At 38.6% G+C, this 24,891-nt stretch carries 22 protein-coding genes; 18 read left to right on the forward strand and 4 right to left on the reverse strand.

Translation table 11 applies throughout. The annotated features are described in order from the left end of the window. The first annotated feature begins 1 nt into the window (after nt 1). The 7 genes from OOZ15_RS05980 to OOZ15_RS06010 all read left to right on the forward strand — a co-directional run bounded on the left by OOZ15_RS05980 (nt 2) and on the right by OOZ15_RS06010 (nt 8,177). Entirely contained in the window at nt 2-1,519 is a 1,518-nt protein-coding gene (locus OOZ15_RS05980; protein WP_265955037.1) for a RagB/SusD family nutrient uptake outer membrane protein, read from the forward strand. 370 nt (nt 1,520-1,889) lie between these two features. Beyond that, nucleotides 1,890-2,588, forward strand: a complete 699-nt coding sequence (radC, locus tag OOZ15_RS05985) for a RadC family protein (protein ID WP_265955038.1) — start codon at nt 1,890-1,892, stop codon at nt 2,586-2,588. A gap of 201 nt (nt 2,589-2,789) precedes the next feature. Further along, a complete protein-coding gene (locus OOZ15_RS05990; protein ID WP_265955039.1) occupies nt 2,790-4,082 on the forward strand; it encodes a DUF7033 domain-containing protein in 1,293 nt (430 codons plus the stop codon). A gap of 80 nt (nt 4,083-4,162) precedes the next feature. Next, nucleotides 4,163-4,855 carry a YjjG family noncanonical pyrimidine nucleotidase gene (locus OOZ15_RS05995; protein WP_323053795.1) on the forward strand — a complete coding sequence of 231 codons (693 nt, stop codon included), beginning with the start codon at nt 4,163-4,165 and terminating at the stop codon, nt 4,853-4,855. 270 nt (nt 4,856-5,125) lie between these two features. Further along, nucleotides 5,126-5,686, forward strand: coding sequence for a hypothetical protein (locus tag OOZ15_RS06000; RefSeq protein ID WP_265955040.1), 561 nt, complete (start codon nt 5,126-5,128; stop codon nt 5,684-5,686). After that, complete coding sequence (locus OOZ15_RS06005) at nt 5,673-7,094, forward strand: DUF5723 family protein (RefSeq protein ID WP_265955041.1); 1,422 nt, start codon at nt 5,673-5,675, stop codon at nt 7,092-7,094. The genes OOZ15_RS06000 and OOZ15_RS06005 overlap by 14 nt, the downstream gene beginning before the upstream one ends. Before the next feature lie 258 nt (nt 7,095-7,352). Next, nucleotides 7,353-8,177 carry a hypothetical protein gene (locus OOZ15_RS06010; RefSeq protein ID WP_265955042.1) on the forward strand — a complete coding sequence of 275 codons (825 nt, stop codon included), beginning with the start codon at nt 7,353-7,355 and terminating at the stop codon, nt 8,175-8,177. A 632-nt stretch (nt 8,178-8,809) separates the two neighbouring features. Here the strand turns inward: OOZ15_RS06010 and OOZ15_RS06015 are convergent. Beyond that, nucleotides 8,810-10,087 carry a replication-associated recombination protein A gene (locus OOZ15_RS06015; protein WP_265955043.1) on the reverse strand — a complete coding sequence of 426 codons (1,278 nt, stop codon included), beginning with the start codon at nt 10,085-10,087 and terminating at the stop codon, nt 8,810-8,812. A gap of 297 nt (nt 10,088-10,384) precedes the next feature. Between OOZ15_RS06015 and OOZ15_RS06020 the strand changes: the two genes are divergently transcribed. Further along, the gene (locus OOZ15_RS06020; RefSeq protein ID WP_265955044.1) at nt 10,385-11,128 is read left to right on the forward strand and encodes a rhomboid family intramembrane serine protease; all 744 of its coding nucleotides are present in this window, start codon (nt 10,385-10,387) and stop codon (nt 11,126-11,128) included. 74 nt (nt 11,129-11,202) lie between these two features. Here the strand turns inward: OOZ15_RS06020 and rlmB are convergent, their stop codons facing one another. From rlmB to OOZ15_RS06035, 3 genes are all read right to left on the reverse strand, one after another. Beyond that, nucleotides 11,203-11,943 carry a 23S rRNA (guanosine(2251)-2'-O)-methyltransferase RlmB gene (gene rlmB / locus OOZ15_RS06025; protein WP_265955045.1) on the reverse strand — a complete coding sequence of 247 codons (741 nt, stop codon included), beginning with the start codon at nt 11,941-11,943 and terminating at the stop codon, nt 11,203-11,205. Nucleotides 11,944-12,020: 77 nt separating this feature from the next. Then, complete coding sequence (locus tag OOZ15_RS06030) at nt 12,021-13,568, reverse strand: SusD/RagB family nutrient-binding outer membrane lipoprotein (protein ID WP_265955046.1); 1,548 nt, start codon at nt 13,566-13,568, stop codon at nt 12,021-12,023. A 55-nt stretch (nt 13,569-13,623) separates the two neighbouring features. Next, a complete protein-coding gene (locus tag OOZ15_RS06035; RefSeq protein WP_265955047.1) occupies nt 13,624-16,866 on the reverse strand; it encodes a SusC/RagA family TonB-linked outer membrane protein in 3,243 nt (1,080 codons plus the stop codon). 1,333 nt (nt 16,867-18,199) lie between these two features. Here OOZ15_RS06035 and rpsL point away from each other — a divergent pair. The 10 genes from rpsL (at nt 18,200) to rplV (ending at nt 24,882) form a co-directional block, all read left to right on the forward strand. Next, on the forward strand, nt 18,200-18,574 hold the full coding sequence (gene rpsL, locus OOZ15_RS06040) for a 30S ribosomal protein S12 (RefSeq protein WP_265955048.1): 375 nt from the start codon (nt 18,200-18,202) through the stop codon (nt 18,572-18,574). Between the two features lie 23 nt (nt 18,575-18,597). Further along, nucleotides 18,598-19,074, forward strand: a complete 477-nt coding sequence (gene rpsG / locus OOZ15_RS06045) for a 30S ribosomal protein S7 (RefSeq protein ID WP_265955049.1) — start codon at nt 18,598-18,600, stop codon at nt 19,072-19,074. Nucleotides 19,075-19,085: 11 nt separating this feature from the next. Then, nucleotides 19,086-21,215, forward strand: a complete 2,130-nt coding sequence (gene fusA / locus OOZ15_RS06050) for an elongation factor G (RefSeq protein ID WP_265955050.1) — start codon at nt 19,086-19,088, stop codon at nt 21,213-21,215. A gap of 11 nt (nt 21,216-21,226) precedes the next feature. Continuing rightward, the gene (gene rpsJ / locus OOZ15_RS06055; RefSeq protein ID WP_007094989.1) at nt 21,227-21,532 is read left to right on the forward strand and encodes a 30S ribosomal protein S10; all 306 of its coding nucleotides are present in this window, start codon (nt 21,227-21,229) and stop codon (nt 21,530-21,532) included. A gap of 259 nt (nt 21,533-21,791) precedes the next feature. Further along, nucleotides 21,792-22,409, forward strand: coding sequence for a 50S ribosomal protein L3 (gene rplC / locus OOZ15_RS06060; protein ID WP_265955051.1), 618 nt, complete (start codon nt 21,792-21,794; stop codon nt 22,407-22,409). Further along, nucleotides 22,409-23,038, forward strand: coding sequence for a 50S ribosomal protein L4 (rplD, locus tag OOZ15_RS06065; RefSeq protein WP_265955052.1), 630 nt, complete (start codon nt 22,409-22,411; stop codon nt 23,036-23,038). Before rplC ends, rplD begins: the two co-directional genes overlap by 1 nt. Before the next feature lie 7 nt (nt 23,039-23,045). Beyond that, on the forward strand, nt 23,046-23,336 hold the full coding sequence (gene rplW / locus OOZ15_RS06070; protein WP_265955053.1) for a 50S ribosomal protein L23: 291 nt from the start codon (nt 23,046-23,048) through the stop codon (nt 23,334-23,336). A gap of 13 nt (nt 23,337-23,349) precedes the next feature. Continuing rightward, complete coding sequence (rplB, locus tag OOZ15_RS06075; protein WP_265955054.1) at nt 23,350-24,174, forward strand: 50S ribosomal protein L2; 825 nt, start codon at nt 23,350-23,352, stop codon at nt 24,172-24,174. A 12-nt stretch (nt 24,175-24,186) separates the two neighbouring features. Then, complete coding sequence (gene rpsS / locus OOZ15_RS06080) at nt 24,187-24,465, forward strand: 30S ribosomal protein S19 (protein WP_265955055.1); 279 nt, start codon at nt 24,187-24,189, stop codon at nt 24,463-24,465. A gap of 9 nt (nt 24,466-24,474) precedes the next feature. Continuing rightward, nucleotides 24,475-24,882: a 50S ribosomal protein L22 gene (rplV, locus tag OOZ15_RS06085; protein WP_265955056.1), complete on the forward strand. Its 408-nt coding sequence runs from the start codon at nt 24,475-24,477 to the stop codon at nt 24,880-24,882. The last annotated feature ends 9 nt before the right edge of the window (nt 24,883-24,891 follow it).

Genomic DNA, 24,891 nt, shown 5'->3' on the forward strand with positions numbered 1-24,891 from the left:
AATGAAGAAATATATTTATATACTGATGTTTTCATCCGCTCTATTAGCGTGTGATGATGAATTGGAACAGGTTAACCCAAATGTGGTTACGCAAGAAAATTTCTGGAAAACAGAAAATGATGTGTTGTCGGGCTTGGCAGCTACTTATAAAATGTTCAGGCATATCGATAACGGGTATTGGGGAGTAAGAGGAGTCGAACTGACCAATGGTCGGGGGGATGACTTTTTTATCAGAAATGATGTGAAAGCCCTTTACGAACTTTCAACCTTTACCAACAACCCATCAACGGGAACGCCAAGTTCGATGTTTACCGGAGCTTATACAGGGATTTTTAGAGCCAATCAGATTTTGGACAATATAGAAACCGTGGAAATTTCTGATGCTGAAAAAGAAGCTTTCATTGCTGAGGCAAAATTTTTAAGAGGATTGAATTACTTCCACTTAGCTATCAATTTTGGTGCGGTTCCTATTTTTACGACAGTTCCACAAACCCGAGAAGACTATTTTGTGGCACAATCGCCAGAAGAAGCAGTTTGGGAACAAGTGGAAAACGATTTTAAAGCTGCCGCTGCTGCTTTGCCGGTTACATATCCTTCTGAATGGGTTGGACGTGCAACTAAAGGTGCGGCGATTGGTTATCTAGGAAAAGCTTATCTATATCAAGAGAAGTGGACTGAAGCTGAAGCACAATTCGCTCAATTGACCGGTACAACCGGAGCACCTAAAGCACCGTATAATTATGATCTTTTGCCCAATTATGAAGACAATTTCGTTGCCGGAAACGATAACAATATTGAGTCTTTGTTTGAGATCCAAAACCAAAATGTTGGAGGGACCAATCCGTGGGCCGGAGAGAATGCAGATGAATCACAAGGGGTAACTACCGCACAGGAGTTTGCGCCTACCGAAGTAGGAGGTTGGTTTGAAGCCTTCCCTACCGAAAAAATCTTTAACGAGTTTCAGAAAGAGAAAACGGTAGAAGATGATTTCGATCCACGTATGTATGCTTCATTGGTGTGGGATTATCCCGGAGCGGAGTTCTATAACATCCCTTATACAGAAATTTCATCGCCTTTTGGGCATAGCTCCAGAATCAGAAAATATCAAAATTGGAGAGATGATGACGAAGGAATTTGGATATCAGAAATAAATGAAAAAGCATTACGCTTTGCCGATATTTTGTTGATGTATGCTGAAGCCTTGACTATGCAAGGGAGAACTACTGAAGCATATCCATTTGTAAACAGAATCAGGGAGCGTGCCAATCTGGCTGATCTAGCTGCCGGAATGGGACAAGATGCTTTGATGGAAGAAATACGTCATCAACGAATGATAGAATTCTTTAGAGAAGGATTCCGTTTTTACGACCTAAAACGTTGGGGATTGATTGGTGAAGAGATCGAGAACAGCGATAAGGTTGGTAAAGAATTCTTGACTTTACCAAAGCATGAATATTTCCCAATTCCACAAGGAGAAATGAATACAAATCCGGAAATAGAACAGAATCCGAATTGGTAAGAAATTTGAGTTAGCTTGATTTGAGATTGCTGTTTTTCATGCAATTTTAAGCCTGTGAGTTTTAAGACTTGCAGGCTTTTTTTGTAGTAGAATTATCCGGGTTGAAAAACTCCACCATTTTGATTGATAAAAGACGCTGCCTTCTAAAAAGAGTAAGTTCAGATGTCATACTGAGTAATGTTATGCTGTCGAAGAACGGTCGAAGTATAACTTATTGCAATCCAACATGTCTTCGCCCCCCAAGCGTCGGGACAGACTGACAAATCAAATTCACCAAGGGCTTTTTAGACATGTATTTAATAATTCAATTTCTTATAGAACATTTTTCATTCATGAGAGTATAACAATCATAATTTATTATATTTAAATCATGAATGAAAAACCAACCTCATTTTCGATTAAAAACTGGAGTGTAAGTGACCGGCCAAGAGAGAAATTGCGTCAAAAAGGAAAGGAAGTATTGACAAATGCTGAGTTGATTGCTATTTTGATAGGTAGCGGAAATCGCGATGAAAGCGCTGTGGAATTGTCAAAACGAATACTTTCTTTCGTGGATAACAATTTAAACGAACTCGGAAAACTCAAAGTAAGTCAACTTTCAAAATTTAAAGGGATAGGCGAAGCTAAAGCTATTTCTATAGTGGCAGCCCTAGAACTGGGGAGAAGAAGACGCGCCGAAGATGTCCTGGAAAAGAAGAAGATAAAGAGCAGTACTTCCGCCTACGAATTGATGCAACCCATCATCAGTGAATTGGAACACGAAGAATTTTGGATCGTTTATCTGAACAACTCCAATTCGGTGATACAGACATTACAGTTGAGCAAAGGAGGTATAACCGGAACATTGGTCGATGTGCGATTGGTTTTAAAGCAGGCATTGGAGCTTAATGCTACCGCAATTATCTTGGCGCACAATCATCCGTCGGGGACATTAAGGCCCAGTAAAGCCGATAAAGAAATCACCCAAAAAATAAAAAATGCAGCTTTTGCGATGGATATTAAGTTACTTGACCATCTTATTGTAACTGAAAAATCTTACTTTAGCTTTGCAGACGAAGGATTTTTATAAGAACTCATTTAAACTTTTTTGATCGAAGCGAAAATTAACTATTTTGAGCTTGGTTGAAGGTTTTTTTGAGTTAGGGTCGAGCGTAAAGAAAAGGTTTAGCAAACCTTTTTAGCGAAGGAGCCAGGTGGTGCGCTGGCAAATTATCAGACTCAAAAGAGTAATTTTTTAGCCGATTGGAAAAAATTTAAATGAGTTCTAAAAATGCTATTAGTTTATACGTATAAAATTACACCAAGGCTTACTTATATCATAAAGCACATTTTTTCAAAAATGTTGCTCGTTGATGTGAGTATAACGACCAAGGTAGAGGATTTTATAGCGCATAAAGGACCTAAGATTACCTACACCAAACAGCCACTGCAAAACGAATTTTTTATAAAAAGTCATGAATTGTTGTTTGAGCAGGGCATCTCTGATGTAGAGATCAATGTGCATATGTGGGACGACACTCCCTGTTTTTTTCCTACGACAGAGAAAAGTACCATCCCCTTCGATATTTTTGCTGCGGGTTTTTACCTGTTGAGCCGATATGAAGAGTATTTGCCCCATGTAAAAGACGAACATGGACGGTATCCGGTAGAACAGAGTTTGGCTTATCAGAACAATTTCTTGGAATTGCCGGTAGTCGATATGTGGGTGGTGAAACTCAAAAAGATCCTAAAAGCACACTTTCCTGAGATGGAATTTCCCAAAAGAAGCTATTCGCGAATGTCCGTTATGGATGTGGCCGTGGCTTATGCATACAGAAAAAAAGGGATTATCCGCACCTTTGGCGGTACGATGATAGACTTGTTTGCCTTTAGGATCGCTCGTGTTTTTGACCGCTATTTGGTGTTGTTGGGATTCAGGAAAGATCCATATGATTTTTTCGATAAGATAACGGAACTACATAAAAAATATAAAGTCCCTGCAATTTTCTTTTTTCTGATGGCTGATTATTCCGCATATGATAAAAATATCTCGGTCATCAATCCGAGTTTCCGTTCCTTGGTAAAATCAGTTGCCGATTACAGTATAGTGTCGTTGATGGCTTCCTATAAATCCTTCAGTGATATTACAGTATTGAAAAAAGAACGAAAACGGCTTATAGAGTACATCAACAGACCGGTAAAAAGAGTACGACAGCGTTTCAACAGACTGAATATTCCTGATACATATCAGCTTATGGTCGATGCTGGTTTTAATGAAGATTACACCATGGGATATGCCAGGGAAGTAGGTTTTAGAGCCGGAACCTGTACCTCTTTCTTCTTTTACGATATCAGTTTTGAAGAGCAAAAACCAATTAAAATCAATCCGTATTGTGTGCAGTACACGGCTTTGTATCAATATAAAAGTGTACGCAAGGCTCAGGAAAAAATTTCAGAACTGGAACAACGGGTAAGGGCAGTGCAAGGTGATTTTAATATGGTTTTTTCCAATGAGGTGCTGAATCTAAACGAAAGGAATTCCTGGCAAGATCTATACGTGAACTTTTTGAAGAACAATAGCTAAAACGAGCGCCTGCCAGGTAGGGTTGCATACGTTCTTAAATTTTTAATTAACTTATTGTCAAATTTTAAACGTGTGAAAAAATGTTGAAAAAGGAGGAGATCACCGATGTATTTTTTGACCTTGACCATACCTTGTGGGATTTTGAACGAAATTCCGGATTGACCTATGAAAAGATATTGAAAACAAATGCCATTGATGTTGGTTTGGAGCAATTCCTCGAGGTATACGTGCCTAACAATCTCAAATTATGGGAACTTTACAGGGAGGATAAGATCACGAAGGAAGCCTTGCGGTTTGAACGCTTGAAAACAACTTTCGATATGTTGAAAATAGCGATTCCTGAAGCTGTGATCTTAAAACTTTCAGACGATTATATCACACATCTGCCGGATTTCAATCACCTTTTTAGTGACGCCGTGGACATTCTGGAATATCTACATCCGAAGTATAATTTACATATCATAACTAACGGTTTTGCCGAAGTGCAACAGAAAAAGCTCCAAAATTCCGGAATTGACTATTTTTTTCAAGTGGTGATGAATTCGGAAACAGCCGGAGTGAAAAAGCCAAATCCGTTGATTTTTGAAAAGGCACTCAAACAAGCTCGGGTAAAGCCTGAAAATGCCCTGATGGTAGGCGATAGCTATGAAGCTGATATATTGGGAGCTAAAAAAGTAGGTATGAAAACCATTCTCTATACGCCAAACGGAGGTTATTTAAATGTTAAGACACATATAATTAACGAATTGGAAGAAATAAAAAGCTATCTTTAAGATAGGACAGAGCGTTAAAAATTAATCCGGTGGACTAATTTAGCAGTACCGAACGTTAAGAAAATGTCCGGTGGACATTTTTAGTGAAGGGGCCAGCCGGCGCGTGGACCAAATAAAGCCAGCCGGCGCGCTGGCAAATGAAACCACAGGCTTGTTGTGTGGGCATATAGAGCCGGGAGTCGCATGGACAAAAAAAGATTATTTTGCAGCCAATTGAAGAAAGCTTAAACGAGTTCATAATATTATCTGTTTTTTAAACGTTAATATGATATGCCAGGATCAACCATCCATAAAAATATTCTTCTACTGCTTATTGGTAGCTTGCTCATGTTTTCCTGTGTGAAAGATGTCGATTTTGATCAGGCGGAAACCTTTGAGTTGACACCGGTTGTGGATGTAAGCCTCGTTCATTTTGATATTTCTGCATCGCAGATAGGAGAAGCACAGGGGAATTCTTTGGGCTATACGTTTAGTGACAACACAAACATTGATGTCTTCTCAGAATCTTATTTTGATGATAGCCTGCAAGAAGCTGACTTCATTTTTGAATTCACCAACACCATAGCGCGTTCTTTTAGTGCCGAAATAATCTTGTATAATGCTTCAGGAAACCCAATTGACGACATTTCTGTTGATGTTAGTGCATTTGAAAATGTAACGACCGAAAGGAAGTATAACGAAAGCGAAATACAGACAATAAAGGATATGGAGCGTATAGAAGTGAGTTTGACCTTGGATAGTGGTACACCTGAATTAACCCCCGATTCTGAAGGAGCACTTTTGTTTAAATCTGCAGCAACCTTCCACATGTCTATTGATGATGACCAGTAAGATTACCTTGTTTTTGATGTTGTTAATCGGGATATGCTTGCATGCCCAAAACAAGCAATTACTCTATAATTTTACTGAAATTCCGCAATCCTTGATGATCAATCCGGGCGGAAAGATAGATTTTAAGTGGTATACCGGGCTTCCTCTTGCATCCGGGATCTATGCTAATGTCGGTTCGAGCGAGACTTCCGTTTATGATCTTTTTGCTGATAATGGGGTGGATTTCAATACCAAAGTGCGAAATGCAGTCTATAACTTGAATTCAAATGACGTACAGCGCGTCCATCAACAATGGGAAGTGTTTAATGCCGGGTTTAGGGTAGGAGGACTCTTCAGGGATGATTATATTACCTTCGGATTTTATCAAGAGATCGATGCTTTTAATTACTGGCCGGAAGACATGGCAATTTTGGCCTATGAGGGGAATTCCCCGAATATCGACAGACCCTTTCGCTTGGATGATGTTAATGTCAAAGGCGAACTCCTAACGGTTTTTCATGTCGGATTTCACAGCAAGATCAACGATAAGATCAATTATGGTGTTCGTGCCAAAGTCTACAACAGTATTATCGACTTTACCTCTACAAACAACAGTGGTTTTTTTGTTACTACTGAAGGGGATGAGAACTTTTATGCACACACACTTGTTTCTGATGTAGAAGTGAATACATCGGGTTATGCCAGACTTCGTGAGGATGATGTTGACGGTGCGGGGAATGTGATCGATATTTTGAAAAGCAGGAAGTTTTTTGGCGGTAATTTAGGTCTTGGGGTCGATTTTGGGATTACTTATGAACCCACAGAAGAGTGGACCTATACTGCCAGTGTTCAGGATTTGGGATTTGTAAGACATACAAAAAATGTGGAACGCTACCGATTGAGAGGGGATTACACCCTGGAAGGTATCGAATTACCTTTTGACGACTTGTTTGACAGTAGTGGTCTTACCGATAATTGGCAAGAACTTGTAGATGCGCTCGATGAGGCCTTTCCGCGGGATACCTTGACAAGTCCGTATACCACTATGAGACCGGTAAAGTTCAATGCGGCCGTTATGCATAATTACGGCGACAGATATGGGAACAGACCTTGTGATTGTAGGGACAATAACAGAAAATTGCCCAACTCAGTTGGTTTACAATTGTTTATGGAAAAGCGTCCCAAAAGACCGGAAATGGCCATTACAGCCTTTTATTACAGAAGGTTATGGGATTTTTTAAGAGGAAAAGTAACCTATACAGCAGATAAATTCTCAAAAACGAACATCGGACTTGGATTATCGACGCATTTTGCTAACTTTAACTTCTATTTGCTGACTGATAATTTGCTGGAATATCAAAATTTGGCGGATGCAAATAATGCCTCGATACAATTTGGACTGAACTACATATTCCCTATGGATAATTAATTTTAAACGAGTGAAACGAACATGAATTTTATTAATCATAAAACATACAAAACGTATGATTAAAAAATTCATGTGAGCCTGCCTGCCGGCATAGACAGGAGCGCAGCGGTTCCATGTGTGCAACAATTTTTTGCACATTTTAGCCATTGTAAAAAAAAATTAAACACATGAAATGAGCCATAACAATTGAGTTGAAACCAACTGATATGTTCAACGGCGAATTCCATCTGACCTTTAAAAAACAATAAATTTGAACAGATGAACAAAATTTTTTTATTAGGATTGTTTTTATTATCAATCGGTATGTATGCACAAAGCGATGATTTGAATAACTATAAATACATCATTGTTCCCAAAAAGTTTGATTTTCTTAAACAAAAGAATCAGTATCGAGTGAATACATTTACCAAATTTCAGTTTGAAAAGAGTGGCTTTACTGCGGTTTATGATGATGCCAAACCAGAAGAGTTGCAAACAAATCCGTGTTTGGGCTTAACAGCCGATGTGGTGAATAACTCTTCCATGTTTACGACCAAGTTGAATATTACTTTGGAAGATTGTAGGGGTGATATTGTTTATACCTCTTCAGAAGGAAAAAGTAAGACCAAAGATTACCAAGGCGCCTATCAGGAGGCGTTGGAAAATGCATTTAGATCGATCAAAACTTTGAATTATGCATATGACCCTGTTGAAGCTCCGAGTCAGCCAAAAGTTGGAACCGTATCGGCTCAACCGACTGTAGTTTCAACTCCAACTCCGGTAGCCGAAAAAACAGAAACTGTTGTTGAAGAAACCACTACGGCGGTTCAAGAAGTTAAAGAAACCCCTAAAACTATTGTACCTGCGGCAGCAGAAACCGTACAAACAGCAAAAGATGCTTTGTTTGCACAGCCTATTGCCAACGGATTTCAATTGGTGGACATGACACCCAAAGTGGTCTATAAAATCCTAAAAACAACCCAACCGAATTATTTTATCCTTCAAGGAAAAAGCGGAGTGGTGTTTCAAAAAGGAGGTAAGTGGATCGCAGAATACTACGAAGGAGCAACCCTAAAACAAGAAGAGTTGAATATTAAGTTTTAGATACCACTTTAATAGCGTCCAAAACGTTTTTATTAAATTTTATAAATATACTGAATTTGCTGAGGTTTTGATGAGATTTCAATGTTTGTGGTTTGGTTCCGGCCTACGATAAAAATATTGAAAATCAAGGAAGCAGCGGTGGCTTAGAGATAAAAATCTGTTTGAGTTCCGCCTGAAGGCGGAATGAGTTATTTTTATCTGTGGTTGGGGATTCCGTAGTATTTTCTTATGTTTTTATCGTCAGCCTAGATTTTTTTGGTTCGTTTTTTCATCAATGAATTGCACAGCAATCATGAACACCTATAAAAACAATAAAAAAGAGGTGAATAAAAAAATGAACAGGTAAAATTTATTTAGGACGGAATTGATTCCACTTAAGAAAAAGTAATAAAATAAAACCTCACAGGCTTATGAAACTTGTGAGGTTTGTTTTTTAATGTTAGTTCGATGTAATATCGATCCTTCTGAAAGCCGTCAATTCGAGTGATTTTTTTCGTAGCTCTGCGAAGAAAAAAATTATATCGAGAATAGGCTTATGAACGGAAATCACTTGTTCTCGATACACCCTGTGGAATAGGTTGTTTTCACAACATTCCACAGGGCACTGAACTGACGTTGTTTAGTGAACAGCATCAATACCCATACTTATCCTTCCAACGTTTTTTGAGAAAATCCCGTAAAGCATTTTCACGCTGATTGTTTCCGGGTTCGTAGAAGGCAGTGTTCTCTATTTCCTTCGGAAGGAATTCCTGTTCTACAAAATTATTCTGATAGCTGTGGGCATATTTATAATCTTCCCCATAGCCCAGGTCTTTCATAAGCTTTGTGGGGGCATTCCTTAAATGAAGTGGGACTGATAGGTCTCCAGTCTGTTTTACCGTGCTTATGGCCTTGTTGATGGCTTCATAAGAGGCGTTGCTCTTTGCTGAGGTGGCAAGATAAACAGCACACTGACTTAATACTATCCTCGCTTCCGGATATCCAATGGTAGTTACCGCTTGAAAAGTATTGTTGGCAATAACCAGGGCAGTAGGATTGGCAATTCCAATATCTTCCGAAGCAGAAATAAGCATTCTGCGGGCGATGAACTTGACGTCTTCCCCGCCTTCAATCATTCTGGCAAGCCAATAAATTGCTCCGTTGGGATCACTACCGCGAATAGATTTGATAAAAGCTGAAATAATGTCGTAGTGTTGTTCGCCCGTTTTGTCATACAACACCGTGTTTTTCTGTACTTTTTTAAGCACCAGGTCGTTAGTGATGACTATAGGTTCTTCTGTTTCTGAATTGATAAGCAGTTCAAAGATGTTCAGTAATTTTCTTCCATCTCCACCCGACAATCTCAGCAGGGCTTCTGTTTCTTTCAGCTCAATATTTTTTTTTGAAATGATGGAGTCTTCTTTTATGGCCCTATCCAAAAGGGATTCCAAATCAGTTTTATCAAAAGCGTTTAAAATGTAGACCTGACAACGGGATAACAGGGCAGGAATCACTTCAAAACTTGGGTTCTCCGTGGTCGCACCAATGAGCGTGATCCAGCCTTTTTCAACAGCACCCAAGAGCGAATCTTGTTGTGATTTGCTGAAACGATGGATCTCATCAATAAAAAGAATAGGATTTTTAGCCGTAAAAAGTCCGCCACTTTGTTTGGCTTTGTCAATTACTTCCCGAATGTCTTTTACACCGCTATTGATAGCACTCAAGGTATAAAACGGACGTTCGCTTTCATTGGCGATAATATTGGCAAGGGTGGTTTTTCCCGTGCCGGGAGGTCCCCATAAAATTAAAGAAGGGATAGTGCCTCGCTTGATTTGAGCCGTTAAAGAGCCCTTGTCACCAACCAAGTGTTTCTGACTGATGTATTCCTCCAAACTTTTCGGACGGATGCGTTCTGCTAAAGGTTCATTCATGTTTCAAAAGTACATGAATTTTTTACAGAAGAAAAGTACGATTTTCAATGCATAAAATTTATAAAGTTGGTAGATTGTCATGTTGAGCTTGTCGAAGCATTTTAGTAAATTCCCTATTTCACAATAGCACTTCGACAGGCTCAGTGTGACAGCATTTTTGAGATCGCATTTTCGATATTTAACATCAATAAACTCACGTCATACCTATTTCCCCTTCTGACAAAATATCAGTAATTTTAAGTTGGTTCTAATTTTGATGAAGTTTACACATGAAATGCATATAAACTTTTTAAACAGATGAAAAAAGATGAAACCCTAACTTTTTCCCTTTGGATGCTTATCTATCCGCTGTTTTTTGGCCTGATCATTTGGGCCGTCTATTGGTTTGAGCTCACTTTTGGATATGACTTTAAGGATTTTGGGGTTAATCCCAGAACACTTTCAGGTTTGAAGGGCATTGTTTTCAGTCCGTTTATCCACAGTTCTGTAGATCACTTATACAGCAACACTTTACCGCTTATGATTCTCAGTTCGGCACTATTTTACTTTTACAATAAAATAAGTTGGAAGGTTATTCTCTACGGAATATTATTGAGCGGATTTCTTACCTGGTTGATAGGCAGGCCCTCTTATCACATTGGCGCCAGTGGATTGATTTATGTGTTGGTAAGTTTTATTTTTTTTAAGGGGGTGTTGGCAGGGAATAAACGATTGGTAGCGCTGTCGTTGGTTACAGTCTTTGCCTACGGAGGGATGTTCTGGTTTATCTTTCCGATAGAAGAAAAAATATCTTGGGAAGGACATTTATCAGGTTTTATAGTGGGTTTACTCCTCGCTTTTGTTTTTAGAAAAGAAGTGCTTCGGAAAGAAAAATACGATTGGGAACGCGATGATTATAATGAAGATGATGACCCTTTTTTAAAGCATTTTGATGAGGATGGGAATTTTATTGAAGCCCCCTCCGATTCCCCCGAAGGGGGAGAGGACAGTGAGCTCTTTGTTAATTATATTTATAAAGAGGGTAATCGTGATGATGAGTAAAGTCTCCTTTTCCACTAAAGGCGATACTCTTCCTTAAAAATGGAGGATTATTCCTCCCCGCCTCAGGCGGGAGGTTAGGAGGGGATTCTCTGCCGAACCACCTCATATAAAAAAGCCCCACAAGCTACAGATACATTAAGGGAAGCTATTTCACCCAGAAGTGGAAGTTTAGCCTTTTGATCGATAACTTTTAAAATAGAAGGGGAGATTCCACTACCTTCTGAACCCATAATAATAGCTGTTGGATTTTTAAAATCAACATCATAGAGAGCCTGATCGGTTTTTTCGGTCGCAGCGACCACCTGAATACCCGAAGCTTGCATATGGAAAACAGCATCTTTAATATGATCTACCTTGCAAATAGGCACTTTAAAAACAGCTCCAGCCGAAGTTTTAACCGTGTCTGCTGTTACAGGAGCCGCCCCTTTCTTCTGAATGATGATTCCGTGTACCCCGGTACATTCTGCAGTCCTGATAATGGCACCAAAATTTCGCACATCCGACAACTGATCTAAAAGTAAAAATAGAGGAGTGTCACCCGATTCGATGGTTTGCATGATCAGGTTTTCAAGGTCGTGAAATTCGATAGGTGATATATTGGCCACCACACCTTGATGGTTCTTTTTGGATAGTCTGTTCAGCTTTTCAACCGGCACAAAAGATGTGTTTATTTGATCTTGCTTCAACAGTTGTTCCAGTTCTTGAAACAAACTTCCTTTAAGCCCTTTTTGCACAAAAACTTTATCAATTGTTTTTCCCGATTGAATCGCTTCAATAACCGTTCTTATCCCAAAAATTTGGTAGTTGTTTTCCATGTTGGTAAAGGTACATAAAAAAACACCCCGCAATTGCGAGGTGTTTCAAATTATATAACTAAACTTTTTTGATAAGCTTAGTTTACATCCCACCATAATTTGGAATAGATAACATCACCATTACTCAATCTATCTGCAGCTTCTTTTCTGTTAGCTCCATTTAGGGTTTGTTCTTGAGCAGGGTATCGCATTCTATAAGGAAGGTCTGTAACTTGCTCCACTAATGGGTTGAAAGTTTTATCCAACCAAGTATCTGTTGATGGGATATACAAACTATAATCTTGATGAGGTGGGATTAAAGTTTTTGGATATCCTGTTCTTCTATACTCTGTCCAAGATGAAGTTCCTTGCATGTACAAAGCGATATATTTCTGAGTAAGAACATTTTCCATATTAGCGGCTGGTACTGTACCTAAATATGCAGTAGCGTCAGCAGATGCTACTCCCCATTTTTCCATAGAGGCGCTAATTCCCATTTCATACCAATCTTGGTCCCATCCGTTCAATTCACTTTGGATAAAGCAAATTTCAGAATACTCCAATAAGGTTTCAGCAAATTCTGGAGTGTCAATAATCGCACTACCCGGTAATGATTCTACTGTAAATGTTGCGGCATCTGCAGAACTTTCAGAAATAAACATTCCCACAAAGTTTCCTTCAGAATTTTCCTGAGCATAAATTGGCAAACGTGGGTCTGTTAGACCGGAAAAAGGATTAGGATTTGCTCCAGCAGGTTGACTAGTATGTGTATGGTCTACCAGATTTTCTCCTTTTAGCAAAGTAACAAAGCTATGTCCTACAGCAAAATCACTTCGGTTATTTACATGCCATGCTCTGTACATAGGAGATGCATTTACATCACTGGTTTCATAAGCAAACATTGCATTGTCACTGTTTGATGTAAATACACCATCAGATATTGCATCATTGATATGGGTGTTTGCTAAGCTTGCATCTGCACCTTTTATCTTATTGGCAATCTTCAGTCTAAGCGAATTAGCAAATAATTTCCATTTAGATACATCTCCGTGATATAAATTATCACCGTCCATTCCATCTAGACCAAGATTTAACTGATCTTGTGCCTCACTTAACTCATTTAAGATATCGGCATAAATCTTGTCTTGAGTCGCATATTTTGGAGTTAGAATTTGTTCTTCATCGGGATATCCGGCAGTACGAAGAGCCTCAAAATCCGGATCATCGCTACCATAAGAATAATAGGGAATATCCCCCCAAGTATCTGCCATATTATTGAACAAATAGGATAACATTATTCTGCTAACTGCAATTTGATTTACATTAGCTCCTGATGATGCGGCCGCATCTTTAGTAGTGGGATCTTCATTTAACTCTATAATTTCCCTAAAGTTCTCTGCGATTTCATAAAAAGTGTTTTGAGTTTGTCTCATAGACTCTCTGTACACATAACGGTCTTCATCACCATATTCAGATTGTTGCCAGTATTGCATAGTAGCATAGGTGAAACGACCTGAAAAGAAACCGTCACGGGATGCATCTACCATCCTTTTCATGTTATTATTAAATAGCGCTGATGTTGGTACACTACTTGGTTCATTTGGATTGTCTTCGTAATCCACATCACAAGCTACCGCTAGTAGCACCAAATTAATAATAAGAAATATTTTAAATTGTTTCATTTTTATAATTCTTTATTAATTAAAAAGTAAGTTTTAAGTTAACCCCATACGTTCTGAAAATAGGTTGTAACCCACCTTCTAGACCCTGTACGTTTCCAGATCCATTCGCTGCCATTTCAGGGTCAAAACCTTCTTTGTCTAACCCAAATGTTAGTAGGTTTCTACCGTATGCAGAAATACGAGCACTCTTCACTAGGTTATTAAACATCTCTGTAGGGAGATTATATCCTAATGTCAATTCTCTAAGTTTAATATAATCTGATTTGAATACAGATTGTGCACTAGGTGTACCAAAACCATGATAGTGATTTGCAGCCCAAGATGACCCAGAGACATAGGTTTCGTTAGGGGCAGTATCAGTAACTGTATATGTTCCATCTTCATTCCACGTTACAGTACCAGTTACACCGTCTAGTTTAATTCCTCCATCATCAGCAACAGGATCTCTTATCTCATTTCCTTGGTCATTTACACCAGCAGTTTCAGCCAGCATACCGGAATAGGTTCCCCACATGTGTGTTAAAGAGTAGAAATGTCCACCTTTGCGGATGTCAAATAAGAAAGACATATCAAAATTCTTATATCTGATGCTATTTGAAATACCCATTGTGTAATCCGGTAATACAGATCCTAATGGAGTTAAGTCTGGATTAACAGCATATTGTCCATTGTCTTGAATAACTTTATTACCTTGATCATCATATAGGAAATCATTTCCCCAGAGCATTCCATAAGTATCTCCAACACTAGCGCGTAAGGTTACTCCACCAAAAGGAGCTGCTTGAATATCTAAAGCTTCTAAATCACCATAGAGTTCTTCTAATTTATTGTCTACTTTGGTGTAGTTTACATTTATGGCCCATTCAAAATCTTCAGTTCTTACTGGAACTAAATTTACACCAATCTCTATACCTTTGTTGCTCATTTCTCCAGCATTGATGAATTTAGTATTATAACCGGTTGCCTGAGATACTTGTAAGGGCATAATTTGATCAAAAGTTCTATTGTCAAAATATGTAGCACTTATATCAACTCTATTGTTAAATAAGGCTAAGTCAAGACCAACTTCTTTAGACCTTGTCGTCTCAGCTTTTAAATTTTCATTTAACAACTCATCGTCCTTAAATAGCCGTGGAGTTGACATAAAAGAACCGCTGGTGTTATATACATAGGTAGAATATACATTATAAGGGTCTGTATCATTACCTACTTCTGCCCAACCTGCTCTCACTTTACCAAGGCTTAACCAAGGAGCATCAATAAGCTCTGAGAACAAGAAACTAGCAGAGACTGAAGGATAGCTATATTTGTTGTTATCCTCTGGTAATGATGAAGACCAATCAGTTCTGTATGTGGCTTCAACAAATAACAGATCTCTAAAATCAAAAGCTAATTGTCCAAAAACAGAGTTGATTGTTTTTTCAGTTGTAATGTCATTCATTAAAGGAGCATCTGCAGAGTTTTTCAGGTTATATACTTCTGGTACTACTAATCCTCCGGAAGATTGACCTCGAAGTAAATCAAATCTTCTTTTCATTTTATTCATACCGGCCATTCCAGATACACCAAAATCACCAAGATCTTTCGAATAAGATAGTGTTCCTTCAAAGTTGTATTCAGAATTTTCTCTTACTGCTTCATAATAACTAGAAGTAGATTGAGAACCAACAGCTGTTCTTTCTCGGATGCTGAAGTTAAAGTAATCACCATATGCACTACCTCTAAAAGTTAAATTATCTATAATCTCATAAGAAAAAGATGCAGAACCAAAAAAGCGGTTACGAACATCATCTGTATAGTTTTCGTAAGCTGTCCAATAAGGGTTGTCTGAATATTTAGGAGTTGGGTCAGAGAATGAATTTCTGTTCCATACACGTTGTTCTCCTGTCGAAGTTTTATATGCTTTTAATCTTTCATAATCCAATTGACGTTGTCCCCATTGGAAAAATTTCTGCCCAACGGAATTGTCTGAATAACCTAATGTAGGTCTTCCTTGTGAATCTGTTCTAGTATAGTTTAAACTACCGTTAACAGATAATTTTTCACTTAACTGTGCGTTGGCAGTGATTCTAAAATCATTTTTTAATTGAGAAGAATTAGGCATTGCACCATCTATGTTCGTGTTTTTATATGCGAAACGCACACCATAATCTTCACCTGTTTTGTTAACACCAACTGAGTTTGTTGTTGTAAACCCTGTTTCCCAGAAGTCTTCAACATCATTTTTTGGAGCAACCCATGGTCTTGTTTCTACAGTCCCATTTTCGTTAAATCCATCCCAGTGAACTACTTGAACGTTAGGGTTATATCTTGGCCCCCATGATTCATCCACTTGATATTGAGGAGCTAAATAGGTTTGTCCGTTATGGTCGACTTGTTGAAAGCCATTTACACCACCATCAGCATCAGATACAATGGCACCACCACCATACTTTCTTTGTAGATCAGGGATAATGGCAACGTCATTAAAGCTTACAGAAGAACTAACATCTACGGAAACACCTTTAGAGCCTTTTTTGGCATTTTTTGTAGTAACAAGAACAACTCCATTAGCAGCTCTTGATCCATACAATGCCGCTGCAGGACCTCTTAAGACAGTTATGTCTTCAATTTCGTCAGGGTTCAAGTCATTCAACACATTTCCGTAATCTACTCCACCACCACCAGAAGCAGTTCCACCACCGTTATAATTAGAGTTATCCATCGGGATACCATCTACTACAAATAATGGTTGGTTGTTTTGAGTAATGGAATTGGCTCCCCTGATAAGAATACGTTTGGAACCTCCCATATTGGATGATTGCGAAATTTGCACACCTGACACACGTCCTGATAACGCACTTATCGCGTCAGTTTGTTGTAGCTTATTAAGCTCTTCACCAGCAACCTCTGTCGCAGCATACCCCAAGGCTTTTTTCTTTCTGGAAATCCCCAAAGCAGTTACAACCACTTCGTCTAAAGCCTGAGCATCTTGCTCTAAGGTTACGTTAATGCTGTTTGAAGCACCTACTGTTCGTTCTTCGGTTTGTTGTCCGACAAACGAATAAACAAGTACGTCGCCTGCATTTGCTTGAATGGTGTAGTTACCATCAAAATCTGTTTGAGTACCCGTACTGGTACCCTTTACTACTACGTTAGCCCCAGGAAGTGGGAGACCGTCTTGGTCTGTGATCACACCTGTTATGGCTTTTTCTTGTGCAAAAGTCATCTGCACAACTAGCACTAGGATTAGCGCTAGCAATCCACTAAACTTTGTTCTCATTTTATAAATTTATTTGAATTAGCTGCTGCGAAAATGATAAATATGTGTTAATAATCCAACTTTTTTTTCATAAAATACTGATTCTTTGTTATAAAAAATGAAAATTACAATATCAGATGTTGTGGAATACGTAATTATCAGCAAAAGCTTGTAAAACTGAAATATTCGTAAAATACAGGTTGTTTGGAGCTTTTTTTTATTGAAATAACAATAATGTTAAAGTTTGTATTGGAGTAGAATAGGTGCTTTTGTTGTAAAGCACGAGGATATTTGTGATATTGTTAATATTTTCTTAAAATTATTTTCGCATCCTTGGCTGATGCAATTATTGGGTTGATTTATTTCTAATTTGCTGCCCATTGTGCATTGTAATCTAAAAAGAAAAAAGTTTTTCATCTGACCGGTGGTTAGCAAATTGTTCTTGCTGGAAAACATGACAATGAACAACTTAAATGCAATTCACGAAAGGGTATTGTAAGTACTAAGAAAAATTTCCGGTGAAAGGCTTGCTCCCATGCCAAAGGCAAAATCCGCAGATAGACGATTTGGAGATAGTCGGTTTATGCCTGGTCCTTGTGTAAAATGGAATTGACAGTGAAAACCGTCACATTGATTTAAGTGCCCCATGCGTAAAAAACAACGAAATCACAAAGAACAGCTTTTTGTCTTTAAAAACCGGGAAACGTATAGCATCCTTAATTTTCACAACTGTGCCAAATCCTTAGAAGGTTTTTGAAGCAAGAGTCTTGCGGGAATAATTACGCTTACTGTAATTCAGTATCTCAATAAATCTTTTCAACAGAAAGATCAATACTGTTAAGATCAGTAAGGACGGGTCATTTCATATTTTTCAATAAATATAACCCATGGATACTCCATAGATAAGCCATGGGTAGTTCATGAAAGGAACATGAATTTTATTAATCATAAAATACACAGAAACGTATTGATTTAAAAAAAATCATGTGAGCCGGCCGGCATAGGTAAGAGTGCAGTGGTTCCATAATGTGCAACAATTTTTTTTGCACATTTTGTGTTATTTCAAAAAGAGTTGAACATATAAAAAGCATTAAAATGTACAATGTGTTAATTATGATGTAATAAGGGCGCGTGTTTTTTGCTCTTTTGCATATGTGTATTATATATATGGTGTAGCTGAAATTGAAAAAACATAAACGTAATTGAAAATTAATTAATTATGATTTGATTTCTTGACAAATATTTTTACCTTTGCCACCCTTTTAAGCGAGAGGTGTGTTCTATCGTGAGATGTAAACCGACGTTTTATAAGGATTTTTTTAATTATAAAAACATAATTATTGTAAAGTAAATTATGCCAACAATTTCACAATTAGTACGAAAAGGAAGAGTCACAATTACCAAGAAGAGTAAATCGGCTGCTTTGGATTCGTGTCCTCAAAGAAGAGGGGTTTGTACGCGTGTTTATACCACTACGCCTAAGAAGCCAAACTCTGCTATGCGTAAAGTAGCAAGGGTTCGTCTTACAAATGGTAAAGAGGTGAACGCCTATATCCCCGGAGAGGGTCACAATTTGCAAGAGCACTCGATAGTATTGGTAAGAGGCGGAAGGGTAAAAGACTTGCCGGGTGTTAGGTATCACATTGTTCGTGGTGCTTTGGATACGGCCGGAGTTCAAGGAAGAGCGCAGCGTAGATCAAAATATGGTGCAAAACGCCCTAAAAAGTAATCTAACACTTTTAAAAAGAAGAAATGAGAAAAAGACAGGCTAAAAAGAGACCTCTTTTACCGGATCCTAGATTTAACGATCAATTGGTAACGCGTTTTGTTAACATGTTGATGTGGGATGGTAAAAAGTCTGTAGCGTTCAAAGTTTTCTACGATGCGATGGATGTCGTGGAAGAGAAAAAACAAGACGAAGAAAAAACTGCTTTGGAAATTTGGAAAGACGCATTGTCTAACGTGATGCCACACGTAGAGGTGAGAAGCCGTCGTGTTGGTGGAGCGACATTCCAAATCCCGATGCAGATCAGACCAGATAGAAAAGTATCCATGGCTATGAAGTGGTTGATTAGTTTTGCTCGTAAGAGAAACGAAAAATCAATGGCTCAAAGATTGGCTGCGGAAGTCCTTGCTGCTGCAAAAGAGGAAGGTGCTGCTGTTAAGAAAAGAGTAGACACTCATAAAATGGCTGAAGCAAATAAAGCATTCTCTCACTTTAGATTTTAGTAAAAAATAAAATGGCACAAAGAGATTTAAAATATACAAGAAATATAGGAATTGCAGCTCATATTGATGCTGGTAAAACAACAACAACAGAGCGTGTTCTTTTTTATACCGGTGTTTCTCATAAAATTGGAGAAGTGCACGATGGTGCTGCTACAATGGACTGGATGGAGCAGGAGCAGGAGAGAGGGATTACTATTACCTCTGCAGCAACTACTTGTACTTGGCAGTTCCCTATGGAGAATGCAAAACCAACTCCGGAAACCAAAGGATATCACTTTAATATTATTGATACTCCCGGTCACGTTGACTTTACAGTAGAGGTAAACCGATCATTAAGGGTTCTTGATGGATTGGTTTTTTTATTTAGCGCCGTTGATGGTGTAGAGCCTCAGTCTGAAACAAACTGGAGATTGGCAGATAACTACGGTGTTCCAAGAATTGGTTTCGTAAACAAAATGGACCGTCAAGGGTCAAACTTTCTTGCTGTTGCAAAACAGGTAAAAGAAATGTTAGGTTCTAATGCAGTGCCAATCGTTTTGCCAATTGGCGATGAGGCCGATTTTAGAGGAATTGTAGATTTAGTAAAGAATAGAGCAGTTGTATGGCACGAAGAAAACTTCGGATCTACTTTTGACGTGGTAGATATTCCTGCTGAAATGCAAGACGAGGTAAATGAATACCGTGCTAAACTTATTGAAGAGGTAGCAGAGTATGATGAAAATCTACTTGAGAAATTCTTTGAAGATGAAGATTCAATAACAGAAGATGAAATTCATGCAGCACTTAGAGCGGCTGTGATGGACAGAGCGATCATTCCTATGATCTGTGGTTCAGCCTTTAAAAATAAAGGAGTTCAGTTCTTGTTGGATGCTGTTTGTAGATATTTACCATCTCCTATTGATAAAGATGCTATCGTAGGGACTAATCCTAATACTGGCGAAGAAGTTTCTCGTAAACCATTGGTTGAAGAGCCTTTTTCAGCATTGGCATTTAAAATTGCTACCGACCCATTCGTAGGTCGCTTGGCATTCTTCCGTGCATATTCCGGTAAATTGGATGCCGGTTCTTATGTGTTGAACAACAGGTCTGGTAAAAAAGAACGTATTTCGCGCATCTATCAAATGCATTCCAATAAACAAAATGCAATTGAATGTATAGAAGCAGGGGATATTGGTGCTGCTGTTGGGTTTAAAGATATCAAAACTGGGGATACCCTATCTGATGAAAAATACCCGATTGTATTAGAGAGTATGGATTTCCCTGATCCGGTAATTGGTATCGCTGTGGAGCCTAAAACAAAGGCAGATGTAGATAAGTTGGGTATGGCTTTGGCTAAATTGTCTGAAGAAGATCCTACGTTTACTGCTAGAACCGATGAGGCTTCAGGTCAGACTATTATTTCCGGAATGGGTGAGCTTCACTTAGATATTATTGTAGATCGTTTGAAGCGTGAGTTTAAGGTTGAAGTAAACCAAGGTCAGCCTCAGGTAGAATACAAAGAATCTATTACGCAAAGAGCAGAACACAGAGAGGTTTATAAAAAGCAATCTGGTGGACGTGGTAAATTTGCAGATATTGTGTTTACACTTGAACCTGCAGAAGAAGGTAAAACCGGACTTGAGTTTGTTTCTGAAATTAAAGGTGGTAACGTTCCAAAAGAATTTGTTCCATCTGTAGAAAAAGGTTTCAAAGAAGCGATGAAAAATGGTCCGTTAGCGGGTTATGAAATAGACGCTATGAAAGTGACCTTGACTGATGGTTCATACCACGATGTGGATTCCGATCAGTTGTCATTCGAATTGGCTGCCAAATTAGGATTCAGGGCTGCTGCAAAAGCTGCAAAAGCTGTTGTCATGGAGCCAATTATGAAACTTGAAGTGTTAACTCCTGAAGAGAGTATGGGGGATATTGTTGGTGACCTTAACCGTCGTCGTGGTCAAGTAAGTGACATGAGCGACAGAGCAGGGTCTAAGGTGGTAAAAGCAAGTGTGCCGTTATCCGAAATGTTTGGTTATGTAACTGCGTTGCGTACCCTTTCATCTGGTAGAGCAACTTCTACTATGGAATTTTCGCACTATGCTGAAACACCTGCAAACATATCTGAAGCAGTTATTAAGGAGGCAAAAGGAGTTGAAGCTTAAATCTTAAGAAAATGAGTCAAAAAATCAGAATAAAACTTAAATCATACGATCACAATTTGGTGGACAAATCTGCTGAGAAGATCGTGAAGACAGTAAAAACAACCGGTGCTGTAGTAACAGGTCCAATCCCGTTACCAACACACAAAAAAATCTTTACTGTTCTACGTTCTCCGCACGTAAACAAAAAGTCAAGGGAACAATTTCAATTAAGTTCTTACAAAAGACTTCTTGACATTTACAGTTCGTCGTCAAAAACAATTGACGCTTTGATGAAACTGGAATTGCCAAGTGGTGTTGAGGTTGAAATTAAGGTGTGATAAATCACCTGCGAAGGCAGGTGTCTCATTGTAGTTAATGGGAGGATTTGCCTTTGAAGTTGAAAAGACCCTGAAACAAGTTCAGGGGATACATGTCCGGAGCTGTTAGCGAAGGAAAAACGGTAAAAAAATACATTCAGGGTTGAAAGTGTTTTTTTGACCCTGAAGTTTTTTAAATAAGTAATTAGTAATAATTTGATAGAGGATTGTTCGGTAGAGTTTATCAACCGTAAGTCCAAAATCGCAAATCGTAAATTAAATGTCTGGGTTAATAGGAAAAAAGATTGGTATGACCAGCATCTTCGACGAGAATGGGAAAAACATCCCATGTACAGTGATCGAAGCTGGACCATGCGTAGTTACCCAAGTCAGAACCAAAGAGGTTGACGGGTATGAAGCTCTTCAGCTTGGTTTCGATGACAAGGCAGAAAAACGTGCTAACAAGGCCGAATTGGGTCATGTAAAAAAAGCAGGCGTTTCTCCTAAAAAGAAAGTCGTTGAATTCCAAGGTTTTGAAGGGGAGTACAAATTAGGTGATACTTTAACAGTAGAAGAATTTGTAGAAGGAGAATTTGTTGATGTATCAGGTACGTCAAAAGGAAAAGGATTCCAGGGAGTTGTTAAGCGTCACGGTTTTGCCGGAGTTGGACAGTCAACACACGGTCAGCATAACCGTTTAAGAGCGCCTGGATCTATTGGTGCTGCATCATATCCTTCACGTGTATTTAAAGGTATGCGTATGGCCGGACAAATGGGTGCGGAAAAAGTAACAGTACAAAACTTAAGAGTATTGAAAGTGGTTCCTGAGAAAAATCTTTTAGTAGTAAAAGGATGTGTCCCGGGTCACAAAAATGCTTATGTAATCGTTAGGAAGTAATGGAAGTAGCAGTTTTAGATATCAACGGAAAAGAAACCGGAAGAAAGGTGAAGCTTTCTAAATCGGTTTTTGGTGTAGATCCAAGTAATCATGCTGTATATTTAGATGTTAAACAGTATATGGCAAATCAGCGTCAAGGTACTCATAAATCTAAAGAAAGAGCTGAGATTGTAGGAAGTACACGCAAGATAAAAAAGCAAAAAGGAACAGGTACCGCAAGAGCAGGAAGTATCAAATCTCCTATCTTTAAAGGAGGAGGAAGAATCTTCGGACCAAGGCCTAAAGATTATACACAAAAACTTAATAAGAACGTAAAGCGTTTAGCGAGACGATCTGCATTGAGTATCAAGGCAAAAGAGAAATCAATTATCGTTGTTGAAGACTTCAATTTTGAGGCTCCAAAAACCAAAGATTTTACTAATGTTTTGAAAGCTTTAGGGTTAGAAAATAAAAAGTCCTTGTTTGTGTTGGGCGATTCAAATAAAAATGTATATTTGTCGTCACGCAATTTGAAGATTTCAGAGGTTATAACATCCTCAGAATTAAGTACTTACAAAATTGTAAATGCAAAGAATGTAGTGCTTTTAGAAGGAGCTGTAGAGCAAATTGAGTCGAATTTAAGTAAATAAGAAACCGATGAGTGTGTTGATAAAACCTATAATTACCGAAAAAGCGACCGCAGATAGCGAGTTGAACAATCGTTATGGTTTCATTGTAGATCCTAAGGCAAACAAGCTGCAGATTAAAGATGCTGTTGAAGCTACTTATGGAGTTTCTGTTGAAAAAGTTCGCACAATGAATTACGGTGCTAAGAGAAGTACTCGTTACACAAAAACGGGTATCCAGCATGGGAAAACCAATGCTGTAAAAAAGGCTATAGTTCAAGTAGCTGAAGGAGATATTATTGATTTTTATAGTAATATATAAGTAAAGACAAGAAATGTCAGTTAGAAAATTAAAACCAGTAACCCCCGGGCAGCGTTTTAGAGTAGTAAATGGGAATGACGCCATTACTACTGATAAGCCGGAGAAGAGCTTGCTCGCTCCGTTAAAAAAATCGGGTGGTAGAAACAGTCAGGGAAAAATGACTATGCGCTACAAAGGTGGTGGTCATAAGAGAAAGTATCGTGTGATAGATTTCAAAAGAGCTAAAACAGGAGTTGAGGCTACTGTGGAGTCTATTCAATACGATCCAAACAGAACTGCATTTATTGCGTTGATTACCTATAAAGATGGTGAGAAGAGCTACATTATTGCTCAAAACGGTTTGCAAGTAGGTCAAACAGTTGCTTCCGGTAAGGGAGTGTTGCCGGAGATAGGAAACACAATGCCTTTAAGTGAAGTTCCACTGGGTACTATTATATCTTGTATAGAATTACGTCCGGGACAAGGGGCTGTGATGGCTCGTTCTGCCGGTGCTTTTGCACAGTTAATGGCAAAAGAAGGTAAATATGCTACCGTTAAGCTTCCTTCAGGTGAGACAAGAATGGTGTTGGCAGGTTGTTATGCGACAATCGGAGCTGTATCAAATTCTGACCATCAGTTGGTAGTTTCAGGTAAAGCAGGTAGAAAACGTTGGTTGGGTAGAAGACCAAGAACAAGACCGGTAGCGATGAACCCTGTCGATCACCCAATGGGTGGTGGTGAAGGAAGAGCTTCTGGAGGTCACCCAAGATCGAGAAACGGAATACCTGCTAAAGGATTTAGAACAAGAACTAAGTCTAAGGCGAGTAATAAGTATATTATAGAACGTAGAAAGAAATAAAAGTATTAAGAGATGGCACGTTCACTAAAAAAAGGACCTTACGTTCACTATAGTTTAGAGAAAAAAGTTCAACGAAATGTTGAATCTGGTAAGAAGACAGTTATTAAAACATGGTCCAGAGCATCAATGATCACTCCGGATTTTGTTGGACAGACAATAGCTGTGCATAATGGTCGCCAATTTGTTCCTGTATATGTAACAGAGAACATGGTAGGGCATAAGTTAGGAGAATTTTCACCAACACGATCTTTTAGAGGTCATGCAGGTGCTAGAAATAAAGGAAAAAAATAATAAGTAGCCATGGGAGTTCGTAAAAGAGAGAGAGCAGAGCAAATAAAAGAGGCTAAGAGAGATTTAGCGTTTGCAAAGTTGAATAACTGCCCAACTTCACCTAGAAAAATGAGGCTTGTTGCTGATTTGATTCGCGGTGAAAAAGTTGAGAAGGCACTTGCTATTTTGAAATTCAACCAAAAAGAAGCGTCAAATCGTTTGGAGAAATTGTTGGTGTCTGCAATAGCAAACTGGCAAGCTAAAAACGAAGATGCTGACTTGGAGGAAGCAGATTTATTTGTTAAAGAGATCAGGGTAGACGGTGGAAGTATGTTGAAAAGACTTCGTCCGGCTCCTCAGGGTCGCGCACATAGAATCAGAAAACGTTCCAATCATGTCACATTGGTGATTGGTTCTAAAAATAACACACAAAGTTAATAGATAAAT

Source organism: Galbibacter kalidii, from assembly GCF_026241135.1.
In the GTDB taxonomy this organism is placed as follows: Bacteria; Bacteroidota; Bacteroidia; order Flavobacteriales; family Flavobacteriaceae; genus Galbibacter.

Excerpts from the sequence above, each read along its gene's own strand:
- OOZ15_RS05980 (WP_265955037.1), top strand. The coding sequence starts at position 2 with ATGAAGAAATATATTTATATACTGATGTTTTCATCCGCTCTATTAGCG.
- radC (WP_265955038.1), top strand. The coding sequence starts at position 1,890 with ATGAATGAAAAACCAACCTCATTTTCGATTAAAAACTGGAGTGTAAGT.
- OOZ15_RS05990 (WP_265955039.1), top strand. The coding sequence starts at position 2,790 with ATGCTATTAGTTTATACGTATAAAATTACACCAAGGCTTACTTATATC.
- OOZ15_RS05995 (WP_323053795.1), top strand. The coding sequence starts at position 4,163 with ATGTTGAAAAAGGAGGAGATCACCGATGTATTTTTTGACCTTGACCAT.
- OOZ15_RS06000 (WP_265955040.1), top strand. The coding sequence starts at position 5,126 with ATGCCAGGATCAACCATCCATAAAAATATTCTTCTACTGCTTATTGGT.
- OOZ15_RS06005 (WP_265955041.1), top strand. The coding sequence starts at position 5,673 with ATGATGACCAGTAAGATTACCTTGTTTTTGATGTTGTTAATCGGGATA.
- OOZ15_RS06010 (WP_265955042.1), top strand. The coding sequence starts at position 7,353 with ATGAACAAAATTTTTTTATTAGGATTGTTTTTATTATCAATCGGTATG.
- OOZ15_RS06015 (WP_265955043.1), bottom strand. The coding sequence starts at position 10,087 with ATGAATGAACCTTTAGCAGAACGCATCCGTCCGAAAAGTTTGGAGGAA.
- OOZ15_RS06020 (WP_265955044.1), top strand. The coding sequence starts at position 10,385 with ATGAAAAAAGATGAAACCCTAACTTTTTCCCTTTGGATGCTTATCTAT.
- rlmB (WP_265955045.1), bottom strand. The coding sequence starts at position 11,943 with ATGGAAAACAACTACCAAATTTTTGGGATAAGAACGGTTATTGAAGCG.
- OOZ15_RS06035 (WP_265955047.1), bottom strand. The coding sequence starts at position 16,866 with ATGAGAACAAAGTTTAGTGGATTGCTAGCGCTAATCCTAGTGCTAGTT.
- rpsL (WP_265955048.1), top strand. The coding sequence starts at position 18,200 with ATGCCAACAATTTCACAATTAGTACGAAAAGGAAGAGTCACAATTACC.
- rpsG (WP_265955049.1), top strand. The coding sequence starts at position 18,598 with ATGAGAAAAAGACAGGCTAAAAAGAGACCTCTTTTACCGGATCCTAGA.
- fusA (WP_265955050.1), top strand. The coding sequence starts at position 19,086 with ATGGCACAAAGAGATTTAAAATATACAAGAAATATAGGAATTGCAGCT.
- rpsJ (WP_007094989.1), top strand. The coding sequence starts at position 21,227 with ATGAGTCAAAAAATCAGAATAAAACTTAAATCATACGATCACAATTTG.
- rplC (WP_265955051.1), top strand. The coding sequence starts at position 21,792 with ATGTCTGGGTTAATAGGAAAAAAGATTGGTATGACCAGCATCTTCGAC.
- rplD (WP_265955052.1), top strand. The coding sequence starts at position 22,409 with ATGGAAGTAGCAGTTTTAGATATCAACGGAAAAGAAACCGGAAGAAAG.
- rplW (WP_265955053.1), top strand. The coding sequence starts at position 23,046 with ATGAGTGTGTTGATAAAACCTATAATTACCGAAAAAGCGACCGCAGAT.
- rplB (WP_265955054.1), top strand. The coding sequence starts at position 23,350 with ATGTCAGTTAGAAAATTAAAACCAGTAACCCCCGGGCAGCGTTTTAGA.
- rpsS (WP_265955055.1), top strand. The coding sequence starts at position 24,187 with ATGGCACGTTCACTAAAAAAAGGACCTTACGTTCACTATAGTTTAGAG.
- rplV (WP_265955056.1), top strand. The coding sequence starts at position 24,475 with ATGGGAGTTCGTAAAAGAGAGAGAGCAGAGCAAATAAAAGAGGCTAAG.